This window comes from Psychrobacter sp. Ps7, assembly GCF_022129225.1.
Classification (GTDB): domain Bacteria; phylum Pseudomonadota; class Gammaproteobacteria; order Pseudomonadales; family Moraxellaceae; genus Psychrobacter; species Psychrobacter immobilis_A.
In genome coordinates this window covers 30,824-51,763 of sequence record NZ_JADQAH010000021.1, presented here as the reverse complement: position 1 = coordinate 51,763, position 20,940 = coordinate 30,824, and the positions used below count along the sequence as shown (strand labels likewise).

General features: G+C 42.6%; 18 protein-coding genes. 13 read left to right on the top strand and 5 right to left on the bottom strand.

Going from position 1 to position 20,940, the window contains the following annotated elements:
* Positions 1-129 precede the first annotated feature (129 nt).
* From I3257_RS08660 to I3257_RS08645, 4 genes are all read right to left on the bottom strand, one after another.
* The gene (locus I3257_RS08660; protein WP_238049448.1) at positions 130-942 is read right to left on the bottom strand and encodes a MipA/OmpV family protein; all 813 of its coding nucleotides are present in this window, start codon (positions 940-942) and stop codon (positions 130-132) included.
* 230 nt (positions 943-1,172) lie between these two features.
* Positions 1,173-2,147, bottom strand: coding sequence for a rhomboid family intramembrane serine protease (locus I3257_RS08655; protein WP_238049447.1), 975 nt, complete (start codon positions 2,145-2,147; stop codon positions 1,173-1,175).
* A 169-nt stretch (positions 2,148-2,316) separates the two neighbouring features.
* A complete protein-coding gene (locus I3257_RS08650; RefSeq protein ID WP_238049446.1) occupies positions 2,317-3,504 on the bottom strand; it encodes an alpha-hydroxy acid oxidase in 1,188 nt (395 codons plus the stop codon).
* A 38-nt stretch (positions 3,505-3,542) separates the two neighbouring features.
* Positions 3,543-3,860, bottom strand: a complete 318-nt coding sequence (locus I3257_RS08645) for a glutaredoxin family protein (protein ID WP_238049445.1) — start codon at positions 3,858-3,860, stop codon at positions 3,543-3,545.
* A 227-nt stretch (positions 3,861-4,087) separates the two neighbouring features.
* Between I3257_RS08645 and mtgA the strand changes: the two genes are divergently transcribed.
* From mtgA to I3257_RS08615, 6 genes are all read left to right on the top strand, one after another.
* The gene (mtgA, locus tag I3257_RS08640; protein ID WP_238049444.1) at positions 4,088-4,774 is read left to right on the top strand and encodes a monofunctional biosynthetic peptidoglycan transglycosylase; all 687 of its coding nucleotides are present in this window, start codon (positions 4,088-4,090) and stop codon (positions 4,772-4,774) included.
* A 211-nt stretch (positions 4,775-4,985) separates the two neighbouring features.
* On the top strand, positions 4,986-7,193 hold the full coding sequence (ppk1, locus tag I3257_RS08635; RefSeq protein WP_238049449.1) for a polyphosphate kinase 1: 2,208 nt from the start codon (positions 4,986-4,988) through the stop codon (positions 7,191-7,193).
* A 355-nt stretch (positions 7,194-7,548) separates the two neighbouring features.
* Positions 7,549-7,719 carry a hypothetical protein gene (locus I3257_RS08630; RefSeq protein ID WP_238049442.1) on the top strand — a complete coding sequence of 57 codons (171 nt, stop codon included), beginning with the start codon at positions 7,549-7,551 and terminating at the stop codon, positions 7,717-7,719.
* A gap of 75 nt (positions 7,720-7,794) precedes the next feature.
* Positions 7,795-8,046, top strand: a complete 252-nt coding sequence (locus I3257_RS08625; RefSeq protein WP_045453166.1) for a hypothetical protein — start codon at positions 7,795-7,797, stop codon at positions 8,044-8,046.
* 124 nt (positions 8,047-8,170) lie between these two features.
* Positions 8,171-8,557, top strand: a complete 387-nt coding sequence (locus I3257_RS08620) for a hypothetical protein (RefSeq protein ID WP_238049440.1) — start codon at positions 8,171-8,173, stop codon at positions 8,555-8,557.
* Between the two features lie 77 nt (positions 8,558-8,634).
* The gene (locus I3257_RS08615) at positions 8,635-8,838 is read left to right on the top strand and encodes a hypothetical protein (RefSeq protein ID WP_201540196.1); all 204 of its coding nucleotides are present in this window, start codon (positions 8,635-8,637) and stop codon (positions 8,836-8,838) included.
* A gap of 155 nt (positions 8,839-8,993) precedes the next feature.
* Here the strand turns inward: I3257_RS08615 and I3257_RS08610 are convergent, their stop codons facing one another.
* Positions 8,994-9,752, bottom strand: coding sequence for a tRNA-(ms[2]io[6]A)-hydroxylase (locus I3257_RS08610; RefSeq protein ID WP_238049439.1), 759 nt, complete (start codon positions 9,750-9,752; stop codon positions 8,994-8,996).
* Between the two features lie 625 nt (positions 9,753-10,377).
* Here I3257_RS08610 and I3257_RS08605 point away from each other — a divergent pair.
* From I3257_RS08605 to I3257_RS08575, 7 genes are all read left to right on the top strand, one after another.
* The gene (locus tag I3257_RS08605; protein WP_238049437.1) at positions 10,378-12,576 is read left to right on the top strand and encodes a malate synthase G; all 2,199 of its coding nucleotides are present in this window, start codon (positions 10,378-10,380) and stop codon (positions 12,574-12,576) included.
* Between the two features lie 731 nt (positions 12,577-13,307).
* The gene (locus I3257_RS08600) at positions 13,308-14,366 is read left to right on the top strand and encodes a porin (RefSeq protein WP_193011699.1); all 1,059 of its coding nucleotides are present in this window, start codon (positions 13,308-13,310) and stop codon (positions 14,364-14,366) included.
* A 195-nt stretch (positions 14,367-14,561) separates the two neighbouring features.
* The gene (locus I3257_RS08595; RefSeq protein ID WP_060491652.1) at positions 14,562-16,196 is read left to right on the top strand and encodes a CTP synthase; all 1,635 of its coding nucleotides are present in this window, start codon (positions 14,562-14,564) and stop codon (positions 16,194-16,196) included.
* Positions 16,197-16,426: 230 nt separating this feature from the next.
* Positions 16,427-17,302 (top strand): 3-deoxy-8-phosphooctulonate synthase, encoded by an 876-nt coding sequence (gene kdsA / locus I3257_RS08590; protein WP_201540193.1) that lies wholly within the window; start codon positions 16,427-16,429, stop codon positions 17,300-17,302.
* Between the two features lie 30 nt (positions 17,303-17,332).
* Positions 17,333-17,587, top strand: a complete 255-nt coding sequence (locus I3257_RS08585) for a cation transporter (protein WP_060491650.1) — start codon at positions 17,333-17,335, stop codon at positions 17,585-17,587.
* Between the two features lie 278 nt (positions 17,588-17,865).
* A complete protein-coding gene (locus I3257_RS08580) occupies positions 17,866-18,090 on the top strand; it encodes a cation transporter (RefSeq protein WP_011280902.1) in 225 nt (74 codons plus the stop codon).
* Between the two features lie 219 nt (positions 18,091-18,309).
* Positions 18,310-20,670 carry a cation-translocating P-type ATPase gene (locus tag I3257_RS08575; protein WP_238049435.1) on the top strand — a complete coding sequence of 787 codons (2,361 nt, stop codon included), beginning with the start codon at positions 18,310-18,312 and terminating at the stop codon, positions 20,668-20,670.
* Positions 20,671-20,940: the final 270 nt, after the last annotated feature.

The following is a 20,940-nucleotide window of genomic DNA, read 5'->3' as shown; positions in this document are numbered from 1 at the left end:
AGAAAAAATGGGCACAGGCTAAGTTTCTACGCCAAGGATGGATGGAGAATAATCTCCCTAAACTGTTTCATGATATGGGCTGTATCGATTTTATAAAGACTTAACTATATATCAAAAATCTAAGCTTGATTAGAATTTATAAAGCAAACCAAGCGTCGAGGTTGACTCAGTACGCGAGTCAACCATAGGACTATCGTATTGTTCATTCGGCAAATAGCTTAAGCTTTGATTGGCAAACAATGCCCAGCGTTCATTGAAATCATAGTTGGCACTAATGTTAACGTAAGGGTTCAAGCTCGAATTGGACTTATAAGCGGCGACGCCTGTTTCCGCTGACTCTTTTTCACTGACGCCATAATAGTATTCATTATAGTCAGCATCGTTGTATTCAAAGCCAATGCTTGGATAGACTGTTAGCTTGTCTTTCGTAATTCGAGCAAGATAGGTCAAACGAGCTGTGTTACCACCACTACGGTCTAAAACATCAGTCGCGATTTGAGCACGGAAACCACCGACGGGCGTGCGGCGCAAATAAGTCAGACCAGCAGCGACTGACGCTTCACGCTCATCAAAACCTTGCAATGCGCCTCTAGCATCATCAGGATCGAAATCGTTGCCAGCGAGCTGAGCATAAGCCGACAGCTGATTTTTGCCATCATTAATAATATAAGCACCCGCTTGGGCGCCGCGCACATAGAATCTATTGTTGTCATAAAACGCGCCCGGCAACACACGTACATCGAGGCTGTCTTCCATATCGTAGGCTGAGTTGACGGCTATGACGTTGACGCCCACGCTTAATACAGCGTCTTGGTCAGTAGGTAAATTGTCCTTAAAAAGTGCAGCATTGGACATACTGGCGACACTAAATAACGCGGTAGCCGTTAATGCGCTAAGCGTGACGCGCGTAGAAATATGAGGTAGCGCTACAGGTTTAAACATAATAGAGTCTCGTGAATGGATGAAATAATTGGGGGCAATTGTGTATAGTCAAGAAATTTTAGAATCGCTACAAGGCGACCGACCGCAGATAGTAAACTGAGTACATCTAGGGCGGGTAACACCGTAGCGGTTTAAAAGTGCTCTGACTTATAGCAAGAAGCGAGTAAGAAAAACCTAACCAGTAAGCTGTTATCATGAACTATTTAGCAATGATAAATAACTATGAAGGTTTACTCAATGGTTTTTAATATTTGTAGTATTTGATTATGAATATCTTGCCACCACCAAATAAAGCCAATGCTAATCAGTAGCATCATTAGCCATGGTAGTAATTGCCAAATAAGGATAGATTTGGTCGTTGTTTCCTGTTCACTAAGGTGGCTGCGACTAGCATGAGTATTTAAGTGTGAGTTTACAGCAGAGTCGGGGTGGAAACTGCTGTTATTGTCAAAATCAGCATTATTAAAGCGCTCGTTATTAGCAGAAGAGTCAGTATCGCTGCTTGCTGGAAAATTGATATAAGTCGTTCGATAACGGTCTTTATAAGTGGCTGGGTTAGGCATATTCTGTAACGCTATTGTCATACGCTGACGGTAGGCGATTGCGAATGCCAGTGCAATCACTAAGCCAGTCACCGCGCCGCCAATATGCCCCGCATTGTCGATACCCGGTACGGCAAAACCATAAACTAGGTTGATGCCCATGATAAATATCAAGCTCTTAAGATTGAGCACCATGCCATTGACCGATATTTTAAACAGTGCGGCTATTAATAGTGCTGCGCCGATACCCATGATGCCACCTGACGCCCCAGCCGATAGACCCGGTTGACCAGTTCCTTCTACAATACTGTGCCACGTGACATAATTATTCAGTAAGTTGCCCCCGATCGCCGCCAGTAAAAACAATGCCAAAAACTTGGCTGAGCCAAACATCGGCTCGGCAATCTGCCCAAAGAAATACATAGCAAATCCATTAAACAATAAATGCATCAAGCCGATGTGTAAAAAGGCACTGCTGACCAAGCGCCACGGCTCATCGCCCATGGTAAATGGCAATGCATTGGCACCCCATTTTAAGAGCGCCTCAGTCGATGGATTATTGGCATCGACGCCTGTCAGTACCTGCATGATGAATAACCCAATAAAGCTGGCTAGTAACAGCGTGGTGACAGGGGCTGTTTTTAATAATTGTTGAATGGTCATAAAGGTGAGATATCATTAGAATGTTATAAATAGAGTATAAAGGGTATGATCAAATAATGTCAGACATCTGCATGACATTATGATTTAATGACTAGTACTCTTAAACGATTAGTGCCCTTAATAATGGATCGTTTTAACGACCGTTTTAATGACATGTTTAACGACAAATTTAACGATTAGCAACTTTGAGATTCTCATAAGTGCCCTTTACCAATATATCAGTGGTGACATTATTGATATCAGTGTGACCACAGAACGCCATCGATAGATCGCATTCTTTATGGATGATTTCCAGCGCACGGCGCACGCCATCTTCGCCATAAGCGCCCAGACCGTAAAGAAAAGCGCGACCAATCATTGTGCCTTTCGCGCCAAGCGCAATGGCTTTTAGCACATCCTGACCGGAGCGAATGCCGCTGTCTAACCACACCTCGATATCGCTATTTTCAGCATGCACCGCTTGTACGATATCGGATAGGGCAGATATGGAGGAAAGGGCGCCATCTAATTGACGGCCACCGTGGTTTGAGACGACCAGTGCATCGGCACCGCTACGAGCAGCCATAATGGCATCTTCAGGTTCCATGATACCTTTAATAATTAATTTACCGCCCCACATATCTTTGATGCGTGCCACGTCATCCCAGCTCAAGCGCGGATCAAATTGCTCTTCCGTCCAAGCGGTGAGAGAAGATAAGTCGTCCACTCCTTTTGCATGACCGACGATATTGCCAAAGCTATGACGTTTGGTGCCCAGCATATTCATACACCACTGCGGCTTGGTCATCAGGTTGACGATATTGGCAAGTGTGGGTCTAGGCGGTGCAGACAAGCCATTTTTGATGTCCTTATGGCGCTGTCCCAGCACTTGTAAATCCGCGGTAAGAATCAACGCCGAACAATTGGCATCTTTCGCCCGCTGAATCAAATTAGCCACATAGTCATGATCGCGCATCACATATAGCTGAAACCAAAAGGGCTTGCTGGTATGAGTGGCGATATCTTCGATAGAGCAGATACTCATGGTCGATAGCGAAAACGGCACGCCGAATTTTTCTGCTGCCCGCGCTGCATGAATCTCGCCATCCGCCCACATCATACCGGTAAAGCCAGTGGGCGCGATGGCGACGGGCATTTTTATCTCTTCACCAATCATCTGGGTTGCCAGACTGCGATTGTCTATATCTACCAATACCCGCTGGCGTAATTTGATACGGTCAAAGTCGGTTTCATTGCTACGATAAGTCGTCTCAGTCCATGAGCCTGAATCGACATAATCATAAAACATACGCGGTACTTTACGTTCGGCAACGCGGCGCAGGTCTTCAATTTCTGTTATCTTTTTTAAATCTTTCATTATGTTCTCACTACATCGTTTTTTTTATTGTAGGCTTGCTATGATTGCATGAAAAGTTGCTGCAAATCCATGACTGAAAATGGATAATTTAATCGTGTTGATGGTGTCAAAATCACCGGAATAGTAGTGGCAAATTCCATCATCAATGGTTCATCGAAATGTGCGATATCGACCTGTTGATAGGTAATCGGCTGTACGGCTTGAAATTGAATCAGCACTTGCTTCGCGATGTCGCACAAATGACAGCCAGACGTTCCAAGTAGCCACCATTTATCATTATTTTCAGCCTGACCAAGATCGGGGTTTGCAGCAACCATACGTTCCCGTAAGGCTTTTACATTATCATCATCGTACATATTTATTCTCTTGTCTTAATACGTGTCGCAAAGTGATGGTTTTTAAGGCTTCGACTAGCAGTATGAATACTGCCTGACCTTTTTCACTTAAACTCTATGGCATGATAAAGAAGTGGGGTAAATAATGACAGCGATTGTGAGATTAGGTAAGATGACCTGCTGTTTTTAATTACTGGCTCTTCAGTTCATCTTATCTTATTACCTTTTCAATCACTTGGATATCGCGCATGGCAAGTTTTGGCAAATTTTTCAAACGATTATTGATGGCAATCATGCTATTGGTCGTCGCATTTCATGTATTAGTCGCTGGGCTACTATTAATTTGGAAAACGCAGCCGATTAATAACAGCATGTTTATGCTGACTCATCGTTTGACGGGCGGTACTGTCACCCAAACTTGGACTGAATACGATGCCATCGCAAAATCTGCCAAACAAGCCGCGATAGTGAGTGAGGATTCGACATTTAGTCAGCACAATGGCTTTGATTTCAAAGGCATTGAGGCGGCACGTAAGAAAAATGAAGAGACGGGTAAGATGTCCGCTGGTGGTTCAACGATTACCCAGCAGCTAGCAAAAAACTTATTTTTGACCTCGCATCGCTCGTATGTTCGTAAAATTGAGGAAGCTATTATCACTGTCATGATTGAGACATTATGGGATAAGCAGCGTATCTTGACCGCTTATCTCAATGTGGCAGAGTTTGGCAATGGTATTTATGGTATCGAAGCAGCCGCTCAGCACTACTTTGATAAATCTGCTGCCAAGCTGAACCGTGATGAATCAGCCTTACTTATCGCTATGTTGACCAATCCAAAATACTACGAAGACAATCAGGGTGATAGACGTTTACGCAATAAACAACGTATTATCAAAAAGCGCATGAGCAATGCGGTGTTACCACAATCAGCTTAATGGATTGTACCTATGACCATTTAATAAATAGCGCTGTGTTTTTGAATGATAGTTTTAAGTGACGGTTTTGAATGGCAGTTTCAAGTGATAGTTTCGAGTAGTAATGGATAAAAAAAGAACCCTGATAAATTTCTTAGTGGAAAAGCGATTATAAAAGACAATTGATATTGAAGATGATGGCGTATCGATAACGCAAAGGAGTAGTGACGTGATGGATGTGAATAATAAGCAGGACACTGATAGCAATAATACAGTGATAGCAGTTGATAATAAAAGCCATATAGAGAGTCGCAATGACAATTTAACTGAGGTTGCATGGCAGCGTTCAGAAGACGGCAGCTATTCACCCAGCAGTTATATCAATCGCGACTTGTCTTTATTACAGTTTCATTTACGTGTCTTAGCGCAGGCGGCAAGTCCTCGTCATCCGCTACTTGAGCGCTTGTTTTTCTTGATTATTTTCTCATCGAATATCGATGAGTTTTTTGAGATTCGTGTCGCAGGCATTATGCAAAAGCTCAATATTGGTGATGTCTCGACCAGTGTTCATGGCATGCGTCCCAGTGAAGTGCTGAATGAGATATCCACCGTAATGCACGATGCCATCGCTGAGCAGTATCGTATTCTCAATGAAGATATCTTACCAGCACTGGCGCTTGAGGATATTCGTTATCTAAAACGCGACGAGCTAAATGCTGAGCAGTCGGCATGGATGAAGCGCTACTTCACGGAGCAAGTATCGCCAGTGTTGACACCGATTAGCATCGATCCGGCGCATCCGTTTCCGCGATTGGTCAATAAGAGCTTAAACTTTATCGCTACTTTAGAAGGTAAAGATGCCTTTGGTCGTGATATCAATCTAGCGATTGTGCCCGCACCGCGCAGTTTGCCGCGCGTGATTCGCCTGCCTGATGAGCTGACAGGTGGCAAAGAACATCACGTCATGCTTTCAGCTATTATTCATGAGCATATCGGTGAGCTGTTCCCTGGGATGAGTGTGACGGGCTGCCATCAGTTTAGACTGACGCGCAATGCCGATTTAGATTTGGCTGATGATGTTGAAGATATTGCTAAGGCTCTGGAGGGCGAGCTAGAAAACCGCCGCTTCGGTGATAAAGTGCGGCTAGAAGTCACCACCGATTGTCCAACGCCTATCAGTGATTATTTGCTCAATGAGTTTGAGCTGCATGACAATCAGCTGTACCGCGTCAATGGTCCTGTCAACCTAACGCGCTTATTGTTTGATTTCAATATTCCAGCGCTGCGCTATCAGCCCTTTACCCATGTAGTGCCAAAAGAGTTCCGCCGTGAGATGGATAAGCTGGACAAAGCAACCAGTATGTTTGCCGCCATGCGTAAAAGCGATGTGTTGGTGCATCATCCTTTTCATGCATTTTCACCGATTATCAATCTGCTTTGGCAAGCGGCGAGCGATCCTAAAGTGTTAGCGATTAAGCAGACATTGTACCGCTCAGGCACCAATTCAGAAATCGTTAAAGCATTGGCTGCTGCTGCTCGTAATGGCAAAGAAGTGACTGCCGTCATCGAGCTGCGTGCGCGTTTCGATGAAGCCTCTAATATCGCCGTCGCCAATTATTTGCAAGAAGCGGGTGCGGTCGTTGTTTACGGGATTGTCGGCTATAAAACCCACGCCAAGCTGATGCTCATTGTGCGCCGTGAGGATGATCGAATCCGCCGCTATGTGCACTTAGGGACGGGTAACTATCATGCCGCCAATGCCAAAGTTTATACCGATTATGGTTTATTTAGCGCAGATCCTGATATCTCAGAGGATGTACATAATATATTTCAAGAGCTGACGGGAATGGGTAAGCCTGCCAATCTCAAAAAGCTGCTGCATGCGCCTTTTACCTTGCATGATAAGTTGATAAGCTTTATCGATGATGAAATTGCTCATGCAAAAGCCGGCAAGCGCGCTCATATTATCGTTAAGGTTAATGCTTTAACCGAACGTCGATTGATTAGCAAGTTATACGATGCCTCGCAAGCAGGCGTCAAAATCGAGCTCATCTTACGCTCCATGTGTTGTTTGCGTCCGCAAGTAAAAGGTCTGTCAGAAAACATTACTGTACGCTCTGTTATTGGGCGTTTTTTAGAGCATACGCGTGTTTATTATTTCTATAATAATGGCGACGAACGCTTATATTGTGGTAGTGCAGACTGGATGGATCGTAATTTATTCCATCGCGTCGAAGTGGCGTTTCCAATCGAAGACAAAAAACTGTTTCAACAAGTATATCAAGACGGTTTACTTAACTATCTGAAAGACAATACCCAAGCGTGGATACTTAGCGGTGATGGTGTTTGGCAGCAGCTGCAATCAGCCGCAGGTGAAACGCCGCATACCGCTCAAGAGTATTTATTAAAAGTGATTAATGGCGTTGACGCATCAAGCTAGCTTAATATTTCAACGACATCTTCAAAGTGGTAAACACGTCTTTACAATCAATAAATATCAAGCAAAAAACCAAGTATAGAGTACTTTCTATGCTTGGTTTTTTTTTGGATAAACGATTTGTCTAAGTTACAAACTGTCTTGTAACCTCACATTTATTCACATATTGATACGGCAGCACACTAGTGCAGTACGTTATCTCATCCTTATAATCAAGATCAGCCCTCACGCTATTATTAAACGGGTTTGATGGTTTAATAAATAATTAGCACTCTAGTAATTCACGCAAAATTGCTCGTATTACGAAAAAGAGTAGGGACTGCCTAAATCAACGAATTATAAAAATAGGAAACATCTTATGAGCAATATCGATAATGACACATCAGATATCAAAAAAGCTGCTGAGCAAGCAGACAGTCAGCAAATTGCGCAAAACCTTCAAGATAATAAAGCGGTCGATGCACCTGAAGCATTAAATAAAGACGAGCAAACCTCTTTTATTGAAGATGATTTGCGTACGGATAAATGATAAATAAGCTGTGACATAAATATTTGTATTAACTTATTTTATCTATGAATGACATATTGATGCGAGGGAACTGCAATGCCAAATAATACTCATCCAAACCATGAAGAAGCGGTACCAGTTAGTGATCCAGCCGCTTTACACCTAGACAATGTACAAGACAGTTATGAAGGTCGTAAGCACGAACCTAATATCGATGGTCCACAACAAGAGTCGCAAGAAACCGACGAGATATATGTTGACCCTCGTAAAGAAGAGAATTTACCCGCTGGTGGCAAGAACGTCGCAGATTTGAATGCCTATGACCTAAGCCAAGAAGGCAATGAATAGTATGAATTGCTGGCTAGGTTGAGTTGGGTATTAAATCAGGCTCACCATTTGCTAAACCGCCATAAAAAATCTAAGCACATTAAGCAATTGCTAAAACACGAATAACAATAATAAGGATATAGCCATGCAAACCAATGATCCAGCACTTACCAAGACACGCATCAGTGAAAATGATGACTCAATCAATAGTCATGATTCTGCTAATAGCCTACCTAGTAGTCCTACTTCTAATGAGCATAGTGATAGTGGTATTGAAAAGAACATCACTGAAAATAAAGGAACGGATACTTTTAAAGAAGGCGTCGTCCACTCAGAGCATGTTAATAATAATGACAACCCCGCACGTCAGCCTGATCGCCGAGACCAAGAAGGTAATGCCTTTGATGATGGCGTGAATGAGCATACGATGGTTAGCGAGACATCCAAAAGCGAAAGTATTAACAACATGAATCGTTATGCAAATATCGATAATGCCCAAACACGAGTGTTAAATCCTGATGAAAAAGATTAATAGCCTTTTATAAAATATTGATTAAATACAGATTTTTTATCTTTATAGAATGACCATGATGATAATAAGGAGTAATGATGAATACGCCAGATGACAAGGCTGTCAACCAAGAAGACCATCAGTTAAGAGATGCGAACGATAACCATGGCATCGTACCTGATGATGCGCTACAAAAAGTCAATCCAGCAGCGGCAGAAAGAGCAACCGATGATCACGATCCTCATCATGTTGCGAAGGATAGCAAACAGTACGACAGCTCATTGATGAAAGATGATAAATAACCATTCATTTTGCTATAAAAAAGTTCAAATAAAAGGCTAATAAGTGAAGTAGCAGACCAGAGCATGAAGCTTGGTTAATTACTTCACTTTTTTGCTGTATAACTTTCACTGTATAAGAGGGTATTTAATCTAAAGTGATACCTAATCTTATGTATTTAAGCAGGCGTACCGCTATGAAAGCGTAGCTCATGATCTGGGCTAGAAATCAGTTCTGCTTCTACTTCTTTAAAAAATGCGACGCGCTCATCAATACTGTCCTCAGACAGTGATTGAGCCAAGGCTAAATAATCCTCAAAGTGACGACTCTCTGACTTAAGTAAGTAGCGATAATACTTTGCCAAGCGTTCGTCGTCGATGACTTCAGCAAGGGCGGCAAAACGTTCACAAGAGCGTGCTTCGATAAATGCGCCAATTATCAATACATCGACCATCGCTGCTGGCTCATAAGTACGTTTGTGCTTTAACATGCCTTTGGCATAACGTCCGGCACTCAGATATTTCCACGCCTGACCACGGTCATTCATAATACCTAAAACCTGCTCATAATGAAGCATTTCTTCACGTATCAATTGCGCCAATTTACGCTGCAAATCATAAGAAAACTCATAGCGAAATATGAGATTCATGGCAGTGCCAGCGGCTTTTTTTTCGCAATTGGCATGATCTTGAATGATCAGCGGTACATTCGCAATCGCCGCATCAACCCAAGCTTGTGTTGTGCGCGCACCCAAAAAATTATAAACAGCAGATAGGTCAACCTTGATCGGGGTGCGTAGCTTTGTGATATCAACATCGTCCTCATCTATCTCGTCTTTTACTATACTAGGTTCTTCTATATTGCTATTGCTGTCGTTCATAGCCTTGTTGTTACTGCTCTTGGTTCTTATATCTTCTTTATTCATAGTTTTTGCCATAATCGAACGTTTAAAAAATCTTTTACTAATATCAAATAGATAACGGTTAAGCATAAATCCGTGAGGTAATGATTACTGACAGTTTGTCTATGCGATATCAAGTATTGATGGATAAGCACTAATAAAACCTCTTAGCGCCTGTTTCATATAGATTATCATTATAATACAACCCCAGTATTTATCTAGTGAATGATGTTTTCTTGTTTATTTCTTTATTTGATAGTAGGATGATATTTTGCTTAAGCGCTATTTTGTCTTACTATTGATGTGTCGCCATATTGTGTTGTCGCAGTGATGATGCTTGCCAATGTTATGCAGTTGAAACCGTTTACAGTAGGTGCAAGGCAACCGAGCTCAAATCGTACACTGAGTACATTAAGCAAGGTTGATACCATCATCCGTTATAAATGCTTTGACCATGCTAATGGCTAAAGCGGCAAAAATATAGGTTAATAGCATAGCATAAATAGTTAATTTGCTATTAACCACCAGCTTGTAAGATATATCAGTAGGTTTGCTTAGTATTTCATCTAAATTTGGAATAGATGTCTAAGACCGATAATGTGTAATCATTGCGGTAGCAACTTCGTATTCACACCCCTCACGAACAGATAAGGATAACAACATGAGCCAGTCTTCTAACGCCAATCGTATTCAAAAAGGCATTCTTGCCATCGACCAGCAATTGTATGACTTTATTGAAAACGAAGTGCTGCCGAAAGTCGGTGTTGATTCAGATAGTTATTGGTCAGGTTTTGAAAAAGTCATTAAGGAGTTTACGCCGCGCAATAAAGCATTGCTTGCAACTCGCGACAAGATTCAAGCGCAGATTGACCAGTGGCATCTGCAACATCCTGCCAAAGACGGCAACATTGATTATCCTGCTTACAAAGCATTCTTACAAGAGATTGGCTATCTGTTGCCAGAAGGCGATGATTTTAAAGTTAGCACAGAAAATGTCGATGATGAGATTGCTCATATTGCAGGGCCGCAGCTAGTCGTACCAGTACGTAATGCGCGCTACGCATTGAACGCAACCAACGCTCGTTGGGGCAGCTTGTATGATGCTTTATATGGTACTGACGTTATCAGTGACGAAAATGGTCAAGAAGCAAAAGGTGGTTACAATCCAACTCGTGGCGCTGCTGTCGTTGCTTATGCCAAACAATTCCTAGATGAAAACTTTGCATTGGCGTCAGGTTCATATAACGACGCGACCGGCTTTAAAGTGGTCGATGGTAAGCTTGAAATTGTCCAAGGTGATAGCAGTACTGAGCTAAAAGATGCCGAAAAATTCGTTGGTTTCGTCGGTGATGCAGAAAGCCCAACGGGTATTTTATTAAAAAACAACGGTTTGCATGCAGAGATTCAAATAGATGCCAATCATCCAGTCGGTAAAGACGACCCTGCACATATCAAAGATGTGCTGCTTGAGTCAGCTATTACGGCAATTCAAGACTGTGAAGACTCAATCGCTGCCGTCGATGCAGAAGAGAAAGTGGAAGTGTATCGCAATTGGCTTGGTCTCATGAATGGTGACTTGCAAGAAACCTTTGAAAAAGGTGGCAAAACCCGCACACGTCAGCAAAATCCAGATCGTGAGTACACCACCCCAGCTGGTGGTAAGCTTATCCTGCCAGGTCGTTCGTTATTACTGATTCGTAACGTCGGTCACCTCATGCAAAACCCTGCAATATTGGTCGACTTGGGTGATGGTCAAGAACAAATATTTGAAGGCTTGATGGATGGTCTAATTACACCACTATTAACGCTCAATGACCTTAAAGGTAAAAATGCGCTATCGAATTCACGTAAAGGTTCAATGTATATCGTTAAACCAAAAATGCATGGCCCTGAAGAAGTTAAAATGGCCAACGATTTATTCAACGCAGTAGAAGACTTATTAGGCTTAGAGCGTAATACCATCAAAATCGGTATCATGGATGAAGAGCGCCGCATGACGGTCAACTTGAAAGAAGCCATCCGCCAAGCAAAAGAGCGTGTCATTTTCATCAACACAGGGTTCTTAGATCGTACTGGTGATGAGATGCATACGAGCATGAATGCAGGCCCATTTGTACCTAAGGGTGAGATGAAGTCACAAGCATGGCAGCCAGCCTACGAGCAGTGGAACGTTGATATCGGTTTAGAGACTGGTCTACAGGGTGTTGCTCAGATTGGTAAAGGCATGTGGGCGAAGCCTGACGAGATGAAAGAGATGATGGACACCAAAGCTGCACATCCTAAGTCTGGAGCCAGTACCGCATGGGTACCGTCACCAACAGGGGCAACTTTACACAGCATGCACTATCATCAAGTGAGTGTTGCTGACGTTCAAGACAGTCTAAAGTCACGTGAGCGTGCCAGTCTAGACGACATTTTAACCATTCCATTAGCAAAAAATATCAACTGGACTGATGAAGAGAAGCAGCAAGAGCTAGACAATAATGCTCAGGGCATCTTAGGATATGTTGTGCGTTGGGTAAACCAAGGCGTTGGTTGTTCTAAAGTACCGGATATCAATGATGTGGGTCTGATGGAAGACCGTGCGACTTTACGTATTTCCAGCCAGCATATTGCTAACTGGTTGCACCATGACGTGATCACTGAGGAGCAAGTGCTTGAGACAATGAAACGTATGGCAAAGGTCGTTGATGAGCAAAATGCTGGTGACAGTGACTATCAACCAATGGCTAGCAACTTCGAAAACTCTTATGCATTCAAAGCAGCTTGTGATTTGGTATTCAAAGGGCGTGAGCAACCTAGTGGTTACACTGAGCCACTACTGCATCAGGCACGTCTTGATCTAAAAGCAGGCTGCTAATATTGCGCAGGTTAATATTAAAATATGGCATACTTGACATTACATTATGAGACTTATATGACTGACTAGGCTTCTTCTTGGTTTTTATACTTAATAAGAAGTCTGTGATAGCCATTGACTAAGGTTATAGTCTGGAAACAAGAGCAGTGAAAATACCTTTTTACTGTTCTTTTAGCAATTTTCCGATCTCAATTGTGACTGTCAGTATGTCATAAATCACATTTATTATTTTTTATTAGCCCTATTTGTTAATGAACAAGTAGGGCTTTATTTTTGTTAATTAAAGGATATTCATTACGCTAGTTTCAAGTTCTTGGTAATTATATTAATCAATAATATCTTTATCTATTTGAGCGGATAGGGATTTTTTTACAATGACCTACATTCTATAGTAGATATGGCATTCAACAAATACTGGGTTTAAAAATCGAAAAAAAATGTTGCAAATTATGTCAAAGTTGTTATGCTTGTATTCGAAGTATGAGTTTGGTAACGGATGTTACGCAACGGAGCGATAAAGACCTAAGATTACATGGCAGTTACTTTTTAATCCCAGTTATGTAAGTCCTTGTTTTTTTCATCTTACTGTAATAGAACTTCGCCACACTTGTTTCTGACTAATCTCGGTAGCCAGTTACACATTATATCTTTGAGGATTTGTGACGATACCATTATGAGCACCAGCTAATAATAGCTAGCTTATTACTAAAATTGTAAAGTGGAGATACCCCATGAAAAAACTACTTTTAGCTACAGCAGTTGCTGCCCTATCTGTATCTGCAGCCAATGCAGCGCCGACTGTCTATGGTAAAGCATTCTTAGCTCTTGACTATGTCAATGCAGATTTCAATGCAACTGCGGCTGGTGAAGATTTCGATGAAAACACAGTAGAAATCAACTCTCATTCTTCACGTTTAGGCTTTAAAGGCTCTGAAGCCATGACTGCTAATACTGATGTGATCTATCAGTTAGAGTATGGCACAAGCATTGACGGTGATAATGATACTTTCTCTAACCGTGATACTTATCTTGGTGTTAACAACAAGCAATTCGGTGAGTTCCGTGTTGGTAAAAACCAATCTAGCCTAGACAAAATTAACAACGTTGTTGTTAACGAAGGTTATTGGGATAACATGGGTACTAACGACATGGAAGACGACGTTGTTGAAGCCTTAAACATGGCTGACAGTCGTCGTATCAATAGCTCAGCTATTTGGACTGCACCAAAATACAATAATCTACCATTAGAATTGTATGCTATGTATAGCTCTGATGATGATAACTTCAACAATGATGCTGGTTTTGGCGTTGCAATGATGTTTGACCAAGGTACAGGCTTCACTGCTGGTGTGGCTTATGACAAAGATCAGAACATTCAAGGTGATATCATCCGTGGTACTGCAACTGTAGACTTAGGTAAATACATCGCTGCTCCTGTAACACTTGGTGCGCTATATCAAGTAGCTGATTTTGATTATGCTCGTGATACTAAGAAAGAAAAAGGTTTAGTGGTTAGTGCTCAAATGGGTCTAAGTAACTTTGCTCGTCCAGCATCTGTATACGCACAATACAACAAAACTGATAACCTTAATGGTTGGAATGATGCTAATTCAGACCAAATCGTTGTTGGTGGCAAATACTTCTTTAAAGACAACATCATCATGCATGCCTATGCTGGTATGAACAATGCTGATGATCTTAAGAGTCTTGATGTAGATGGTGAGACTTTAGTTACTAGAGGCGATGCTGAAGTATTCGTAGTTGGTAGTGGTCTAGAATACAAATTCTAATCTAAGCATTAGAATCTGATTATAAAAACTCATCCTTCGGGGTGAGTTTTTTTTGTTATATCCTTTTTGAGTGGGTAGTACGTTATAATAGCTAAGTACTAAAAATTGAATGTTTCAAAGAGTTTATGCTTTTGCCCTATATTTTTTGACGTATTTTTAGTAAAATCCTTCTTTACCAATTACCGACAGAGTACTATGACCAAGTTTATATTTGTGACCGGTGGGGTAGTGTCCTCACTAGGAAAAGGTATCACCGCAGCCTCTCTTGCAGCGGTCTTAGAAGCCCGTGGCGTGACCGTCACGATGACCAAGATGGATCCGTACATCAACGTCGATCCCGGTACGATGAGCCCATTCCAGCATGGCGAAGTATTCGTCACCGAAGATGGTGCAGAGACTGATTTAGATTTGGGTTACTATGAGCGCTTCTTACGCCATTCAAAAATGAGTAAGAGCAATAACTTTACTAGTGGTCGTATCTATCAAAACGTGCTAAATAAAGAGCGCCGTGGTGAATATCTTGGTGGTACAGTACAAGTTATTCCACATATCACTGATGAAATTAAGAGTAAAATCTTAGCCAGTGGTGAAGGTTATGATATCGCTATTATTGAGATTGGCGGTACCGTTGGTGACATCGAATCGTTACCATTTATGGAAGCCGTCCGCCAAATGCAAGTAGAGCTTGGTCGTAATAGAGCCATGCTGATGCATTTGACGCTAGTTCCTTACATTGCTAGTGCAGGCGAAACCAAAACCAAGCCAACGCAGCATTCAGTAAAAGAGCTGCGTTCTATCGGTTTGCAGCCTGACATATTGATTTGCCGCTCTGATCACCATATCTCGCAAGACAACCGTCGCAAAATAGCGTTGTTCACCAATGTGGAAGAGCGTGCAGTCATTATGTGTGAAGATGCGCAAAGTATTTATCAAATACCACGCACGCTTCATGAGCAGGATCTTGATGATTTGATCTGTGAGCGTTTTGGTTTAGATGTACCAGAAGCAGATTTGAGTGATTGGGACAAAGTGGTTGAAGCGCAGCTTAATCCTGAAATGAGCCTTACGGTAGCGATGGTTGGTAAATACGTCGAGTTACCTGATGCTTATAAGTCGATCAACGAAGCACTGCTGCATGCTGGTATCACTCATAAAGCCGATGTCAAAATTGACTATGTTGATGCTGAGCGTCTAGAAGACGACGACAGCTTATTGGCACAGCTGCACAATGCTGATGCCATCCTAGTACCGGGTGGTTTTGGTGAGCGCGGTACCAATGGTAAGATAAAAGCCATTACTTATGCGCGTGAAAACAACGTGCCATATTTAGGTATTTGCCTTGGTATGCAGCTAGCAGTGATTGAGTACGCGCGTAATGTACTCAAAATCGATGCCAACTCTTCTGAGTTTGATCGCAAAACGGCAGAGCCTATCATTGGTCTCATCACTGAGTGGTTAGATGAGCGCGGCGAATTACAGATTCGTAGCGATGACTCTGACCTTGGCGGCACCATGCGTCTAGGCGCGCAGCAAGCCGAATTGGTTGCTGGCAGCAAGCTTAGCCAAATCTATGGCGCCAAAAATATCACTGAGCGTCATCGTCATCGTTATGAGATGAACAATCGCTATATCGAGCCATTAGAGCAAGCAGGCATGACCATATCTGGTTATTCTGCCAAGCAGCATCTAGTAGAATCGGTCGAGATTGCTGATCATCCTTGGTTTGTCGCCGTACAATTCCATCCTGAATTTACCAGCTCGCCACGCGGTGGTCATCCACTGTTCAACAGCTTTGTAAAAGCGGCTAAGAACTATAACGAAAACAAATAATCGTTAATGTATAAAAACTTACATGTATAAAAAAGACTGATCTTCGGATCGGTCTTTTTTTTGAGTTTAATTTTATGACTGTGGCTATGAATGAGATTGTTTTTAAGCAATAAACATGACAATTTTTTTAATGGTTGGTCAGCAATTACGCTTAACCCCTTTTTTTACTGAGTCTATCGGTTACAATATGGGAGAGAAATATTAATAACAATAAAGAGGGTAACGACTTCATGGAACATTTATCAACGGCGCAATCACATATCAAACTTACTACGCCAAATGGCAATACTCTTAATATCGGCAACGACCAGCCATTTGTGTTGTTCGGTGGTATGAATGTCTTAGAATCAAAGGAATTGGCCTTCGAGATTGCAGAGCAATATATCGAAATATGTCAGCGTTTGGGCATTGGCTATGTCTTCAAAGCCAGTTTTGATAAAGCCAACCGTTCAAGCCTGCACTCATATCGAGGTCCTGGATTAGAGCAGGGTATTGATTGGCTGGGGCAAATCAAAGAAAAATTCCAAGTGCCTATTATCACGGATGTACATGAGCCGTATCAAGCGGCACCCGTCGCAGAAGTCGCAGATATCATCCAATTACCAGCATTCTTATCACGTCAGACAGATTTAGTACACGCGATGGCGAAGACGGATGCGATTATTAACATCAAAAAAGCGCAGTTTTTAGCGCCGCATGAGATGCGTCATATCGTTAACAAATGCCTTGAAGGTGGTAACGATAAGTTGATCCTTTGTGAGCGCGGCAGTGCCTTTGGTTACAATAATTTGGTCGTTGATATGCTTGGTTTTGATACCATGAAGCAGATGGATATCCCCGTATTTTTTGATGTGACTCATAGTTTACAGCAGCCAGGCGGCCGTAGCGATAGTGCGGGTGGACGCCGTGAACAAATCACAACATTGGCACGAGCAGGGATGGCGACAGGATTGGCAGGGTTGTTTCTAGAAGCGCATCCAAGCCCAGAGACTGCAAAATGCGATGGTCCATGTGCGCTACGTATGAGCCAATTAGAGCCGTTTTTGCGTCAGTTGAAGCAAATTGATGACTTGGTCAAAGGCTTTGAGGTGTTAGATACCCATTAATGTATTCACAGACAATAAGAGGCTGAGATTATGGCGATGCAAACAGCAACAGTCAGTATCGAAAATATCGATGATGATGAAGGATTAAAGAGTGTGATGACAGCGCTGAAAAATATCACAGGAGTGACGGCCATCGAGCTTGATCCTGATAATAATGTTGCCACCATACGTTATGAAGATACAGACACCAGTATCCATGCGTTTACGGCGGCAATCAGTACGGTCGATTATGTGACCCAGCCATTTCCTCTTGATGCACCGCAAAACCCACGTCATGATGATTAGACGTTATTCTAAAATAAGCGCTATTTTCTGTCACTTAGGCATAAATTCACGGTTCCATTATTCACGGTTCCATTATTCACGGTTCCATTATTTACGGTTCTATTAATAAAGTGATAATCAAAGAGCCTTGTTGTTAACCGTGATAGGGCTTAAGCTGGTTAAGTGCTATTTTTATAACGTTTTAAAAGATAGCTGTCTTAAAAAGACAATTATAAAAGCAGTTCTTTAATAAAAGTATTTACCTATAAAAACTCAGTTACAAAAATAAGGAGCCTCTCATGGCAAACCAAACACGTATTATTAAAATTGATGGCATGACTTGCGGTGGCTGTGTGGCCAGTGTGCATAACGCCACTGCCGATATCGATGGCTTAGACGATATCAGCATTGAGCTGGCAGATAATCAAGCGACGGTTACTTTTGATGATAGCAAAACCAGTGTAGAGACAATTGCTGCTGCTATCGACGATGCAGGCTTTGATGCCACTGTTGCCAATGCTTAACCTACTCCGTTTGTATTAAAAAACCGGCTATCAAGGCTGGTTTTTTAATGGTTGAAAATTATTGATAGTAGCGTACTAACTATTCAGTGTGACCATACCAATATCAAATTTAAAAGTGTGCTATTTGTTTGACTTAGATATTCCATCCACTGAGTTGCTGTCCTAGCTCAGACGACTTTATAACGCCATAACGCATAAACGCCATACCGAGTTTTATTTATGAATGATATTACCCAAACCGACAATCATGACGCCTACGATGTAAAAACTGACATTCAATCCAATACGCCGCTCGCGCCGCAGCGTGCACACTTGCAGCTAGCAATTGAGGGGATGACATGTCAAGCCTGCGCCTCGCGAATTGAGAAGGTGCTCAACAAAAAGCCGTCGGTATACGAGGTGAGTGTAAACTTCGCTGGCGAGACTGCGAATGTTGATTATGATCCGACCCAGACAACGCCTGAACAAGTGACAGAATGGGTAAATAAAACAGGCTTCGTTGCCAATTTGCAGGCGGCCGATAGTTTGTTTGCAAAAACAGACGAAGATACCGCGATTCACTACCCATGGCGCTTGATTGGGTTATGGATTTGTTTGGTGCCATTTTTAGTTGGTATGGCAGGCATGCTCGTTGGTCAGGGTATGGCGTGGATGCCGCCGATTTGGACTCAATTTATATTGGCGACCATTGTACAGTTTGGATTTGCCTTGCCATTTTACAAAAGCGCTTGGGCGTCGATTAAAGGTGGTCTTGCCAATATGGATGTGCTAGTCGTCATCGGTACCGTGACTATTTGGGCGTATTCAACGTATCTATGGCTGACTCATGGCGATGGCACTTTAAACAGTTTGCTGCAAAGTGGTCATGCTGGTGGTCACGGTGTGGATGGCAGTCCTGCAGTGTATTTTGAAGCAGGCGTCATGGTCATTGCTTTTGTACGTACGGGTAAGTATCTAGAAGAGCGCACTAAGAAACACAGCCTCAATAGTATCGATTTATTATTGTCCTTAACGCCCGATGAAGTCGAACAGCAGCAGCCTAATGGTGATTTTCATAATGTTGCTCTTAAAGACGTGCAAGTTGGTGATATTTTGCGTGCCAAGCAAGGCAGCCGAGTTGCAACCGATGGGGTAGTTATCGATGGTGCTGGCTGGTGTGTGGAGAGTCATTTAACGGGTGAGTCGGTACCGCTTAAAAAAGAAGTGGGAGATAAGTTGTTGGCAGGGGCGTTGGTTGAAAATGGCAGCTTGTTATACCGCGTCAGTGCTAAAGGTAGTGATACAAAGCTTGGTGATATGGTACAAGCCCTCAGCGATGCCCAAGGCTCAAAAGCCAATTTAGCCCGTCTCGCCGATAGAGTGACGGCGGTATTCGTACCAGTCGTCGTTGTCATTGCGCTTACCACCTTTGGAGTGACGTGGTGGCTGACTGGCATGATGGATACTGCCTTGATGCATGCCGTCTCGGTGTTGGTCATTGCTTGTCCTTGTGCTTTAGGTTTGGCAACGCCAGCCGCTATCATGGCTGGTATGGGTGTTGCTGCTCGTCATGGCGTCTGGTTCAAAGACGCACAAAGCCTTGAAGCGGCAGGCAACATCGATACAGTAGTGCTCGATAAAACAGGTACTTTGACCATTGGTAAGCCGACTATCGTGGACCATGTGATGGTGGATAAATCGATCGCAGTCGATGATGTGTTACAAATTGCCGCAAGCGTTGAAGCACATGCCAGTCATCCGCTAGCAACAGCATTGGTTAACGTGGCTACTGAGCGAAATTTGCCGTTGATGAATGTGACTGATATTAGGGTCATTAAAGGCGCTGGTATACAGGCCAATATTGAAGGTTTGGGTGTGGTAAAAGTCGGTACCGCAGAGTTTGCTAATTTAACACTGCCTAAGCTGATGCCAAAGGTATGGCAAATTGCCAGTACCGTTGCCGTTAGTATTAATGATGAAGCTTTGGGTGCTTTTGCTCTAGCTGACGACTTAAAAGTAGATACTCCGAAGGCTATTACTGCGCTACAAGATGCAGGTATCAATGTTATTTTGATGAGTGGTGATAAGCAGTCTGTGGTCGATCATGTGGCAGGGCAGCTGGGTATTGAGCAAGCTTATGGTAAAATGAGCCCACGCGATAAGGCCAGTCAAATTGCCTTGTTGCAAACGGCTGGTCATAAAGTTGCAATGGCAGGTGATGGTGTCAACGATGCGCCAGCGATGGCAACTGCCGATGCAAGCTTTGCCATGTTTGAAGGCACAGATGTTGCCCAGCATAGTGCGTCTGCCCGCTTAATGGGTGAGTCACTGATGCATATTGATGCCGCGCAAAAAATCGCTAATGCAACAGTGCGCAACATCAAGCAAAATCTGTTTTTTGCTTTTATTTATAACTGCCTTGGTATTCCGCTGGCCGCTTTTGGTTTCTTAAACCCTATGATTGCCGCCGCTGCGATGGCGCTCAGCTCTATTTCAGTATTAATGAATGCCTTACGATTGACCCAATTTAAAACAAAGGTTGAGCTGGATAACACAGTATCTGGCTCCCACGCTAAAACAGAACGTCTAACAAAAGCATAAGAGTCATATAGCTTTTAATATTATAGGTGCTGAGACAAATCCATAATTGGTAATTTGTTTATCTAAGTGTGATTTTATCAGCGCCAGTCGGTGCAAGATAAGGGAAGTTTGGCAAAATTTATGCTATGATGCCAAGCACTATAGCTGACGATTAAAGTATTAAAACCACCTTTAATCTTGCTCAAAACTTGCTGATTATATAGATAAGCAAAGCTGGTTTGAGCATAGCACTATACGATATTTTGCTTTATCTTTTTTGTATTCTAGTTG

What these genes read in the sequence shown, in the direction of transcription:
- I3257_RS08625 (WP_045453166.1), top strand. Translation starts at nt 7,795, where the DNA reads ATGCCAAATAATACTCATCCAAACCATGAAGAAGCGGTACCAGTTAGT.
- mtgA (WP_238049444.1), top strand. Translation starts at nt 4,088, where the DNA reads ATGGCAAGTTTTGGCAAATTTTTCAAACGATTATTGATGGCAATCATG.
- I3257_RS08615 (WP_201540196.1), top strand. Translation starts at nt 8,635, where the DNA reads ATGAATACGCCAGATGACAAGGCTGTCAACCAAGAAGACCATCAGTTA.
- I3257_RS08645 (WP_238049445.1), bottom strand. Translation starts at nt 3,860, where the DNA reads ATGTACGATGATGATAATGTAAAAGCCTTACGGGAACGTATGGTTGCT.
- I3257_RS08595 (WP_060491652.1), top strand. Translation starts at nt 14,562, where the DNA reads ATGACCAAGTTTATATTTGTGACCGGTGGGGTAGTGTCCTCACTAGGA.
- kdsA (WP_201540193.1), top strand. Translation starts at nt 16,427, where the DNA reads ATGGAACATTTATCAACGGCGCAATCACATATCAAACTTACTACGCCA.
- I3257_RS08580 (WP_011280902.1), top strand. Translation starts at nt 17,866, where the DNA reads ATGGCAAACCAAACACGTATTATTAAAATTGATGGCATGACTTGCGGT.
- I3257_RS08650 (WP_238049446.1), bottom strand. Translation starts at nt 3,504, where the DNA reads ATGAAAGATTTAAAAAAGATAACAGAAATTGAAGACCTGCGCCGCGTT.
- ppk1 (WP_238049449.1), top strand. Translation starts at nt 4,986, where the DNA reads ATGGATGTGAATAATAAGCAGGACACTGATAGCAATAATACAGTGATA.
- I3257_RS08585 (WP_060491650.1), top strand. Translation starts at nt 17,333, where the DNA reads ATGGCGATGCAAACAGCAACAGTCAGTATCGAAAATATCGATGATGAT.
- I3257_RS08620 (WP_238049440.1), top strand. Translation starts at nt 8,171, where the DNA reads ATGCAAACCAATGATCCAGCACTTACCAAGACACGCATCAGTGAAAAT.
- I3257_RS08600 (WP_193011699.1), top strand. Translation starts at nt 13,308, where the DNA reads ATGAAAAAACTACTTTTAGCTACAGCAGTTGCTGCCCTATCTGTATCT.
- I3257_RS08630 (WP_238049442.1), top strand. Translation starts at nt 7,549, where the DNA reads ATGAGCAATATCGATAATGACACATCAGATATCAAAAAAGCTGCTGAG.
- I3257_RS08575 (WP_238049435.1), top strand. Translation starts at nt 18,310, where the DNA reads ATGAATGATATTACCCAAACCGACAATCATGACGCCTACGATGTAAAA.
- I3257_RS08605 (WP_238049437.1), top strand. Translation starts at nt 10,378, where the DNA reads ATGAGCCAGTCTTCTAACGCCAATCGTATTCAAAAAGGCATTCTTGCC.
- I3257_RS08655 (WP_238049447.1), bottom strand. Translation starts at nt 2,147, where the DNA reads ATGACCATTCAACAATTATTAAAAACAGCCCCTGTCACCACGCTGTTA.
- I3257_RS08660 (WP_238049448.1), bottom strand. Translation starts at nt 942, where the DNA reads ATGTTTAAACCTGTAGCGCTACCTCATATTTCTACGCGCGTCACGCTT.
- I3257_RS08610 (WP_238049439.1), bottom strand. Translation starts at nt 9,752, where the DNA reads ATGGCAAAAACTATGAATAAAGAAGATATAAGAACCAAGAGCAGTAAC.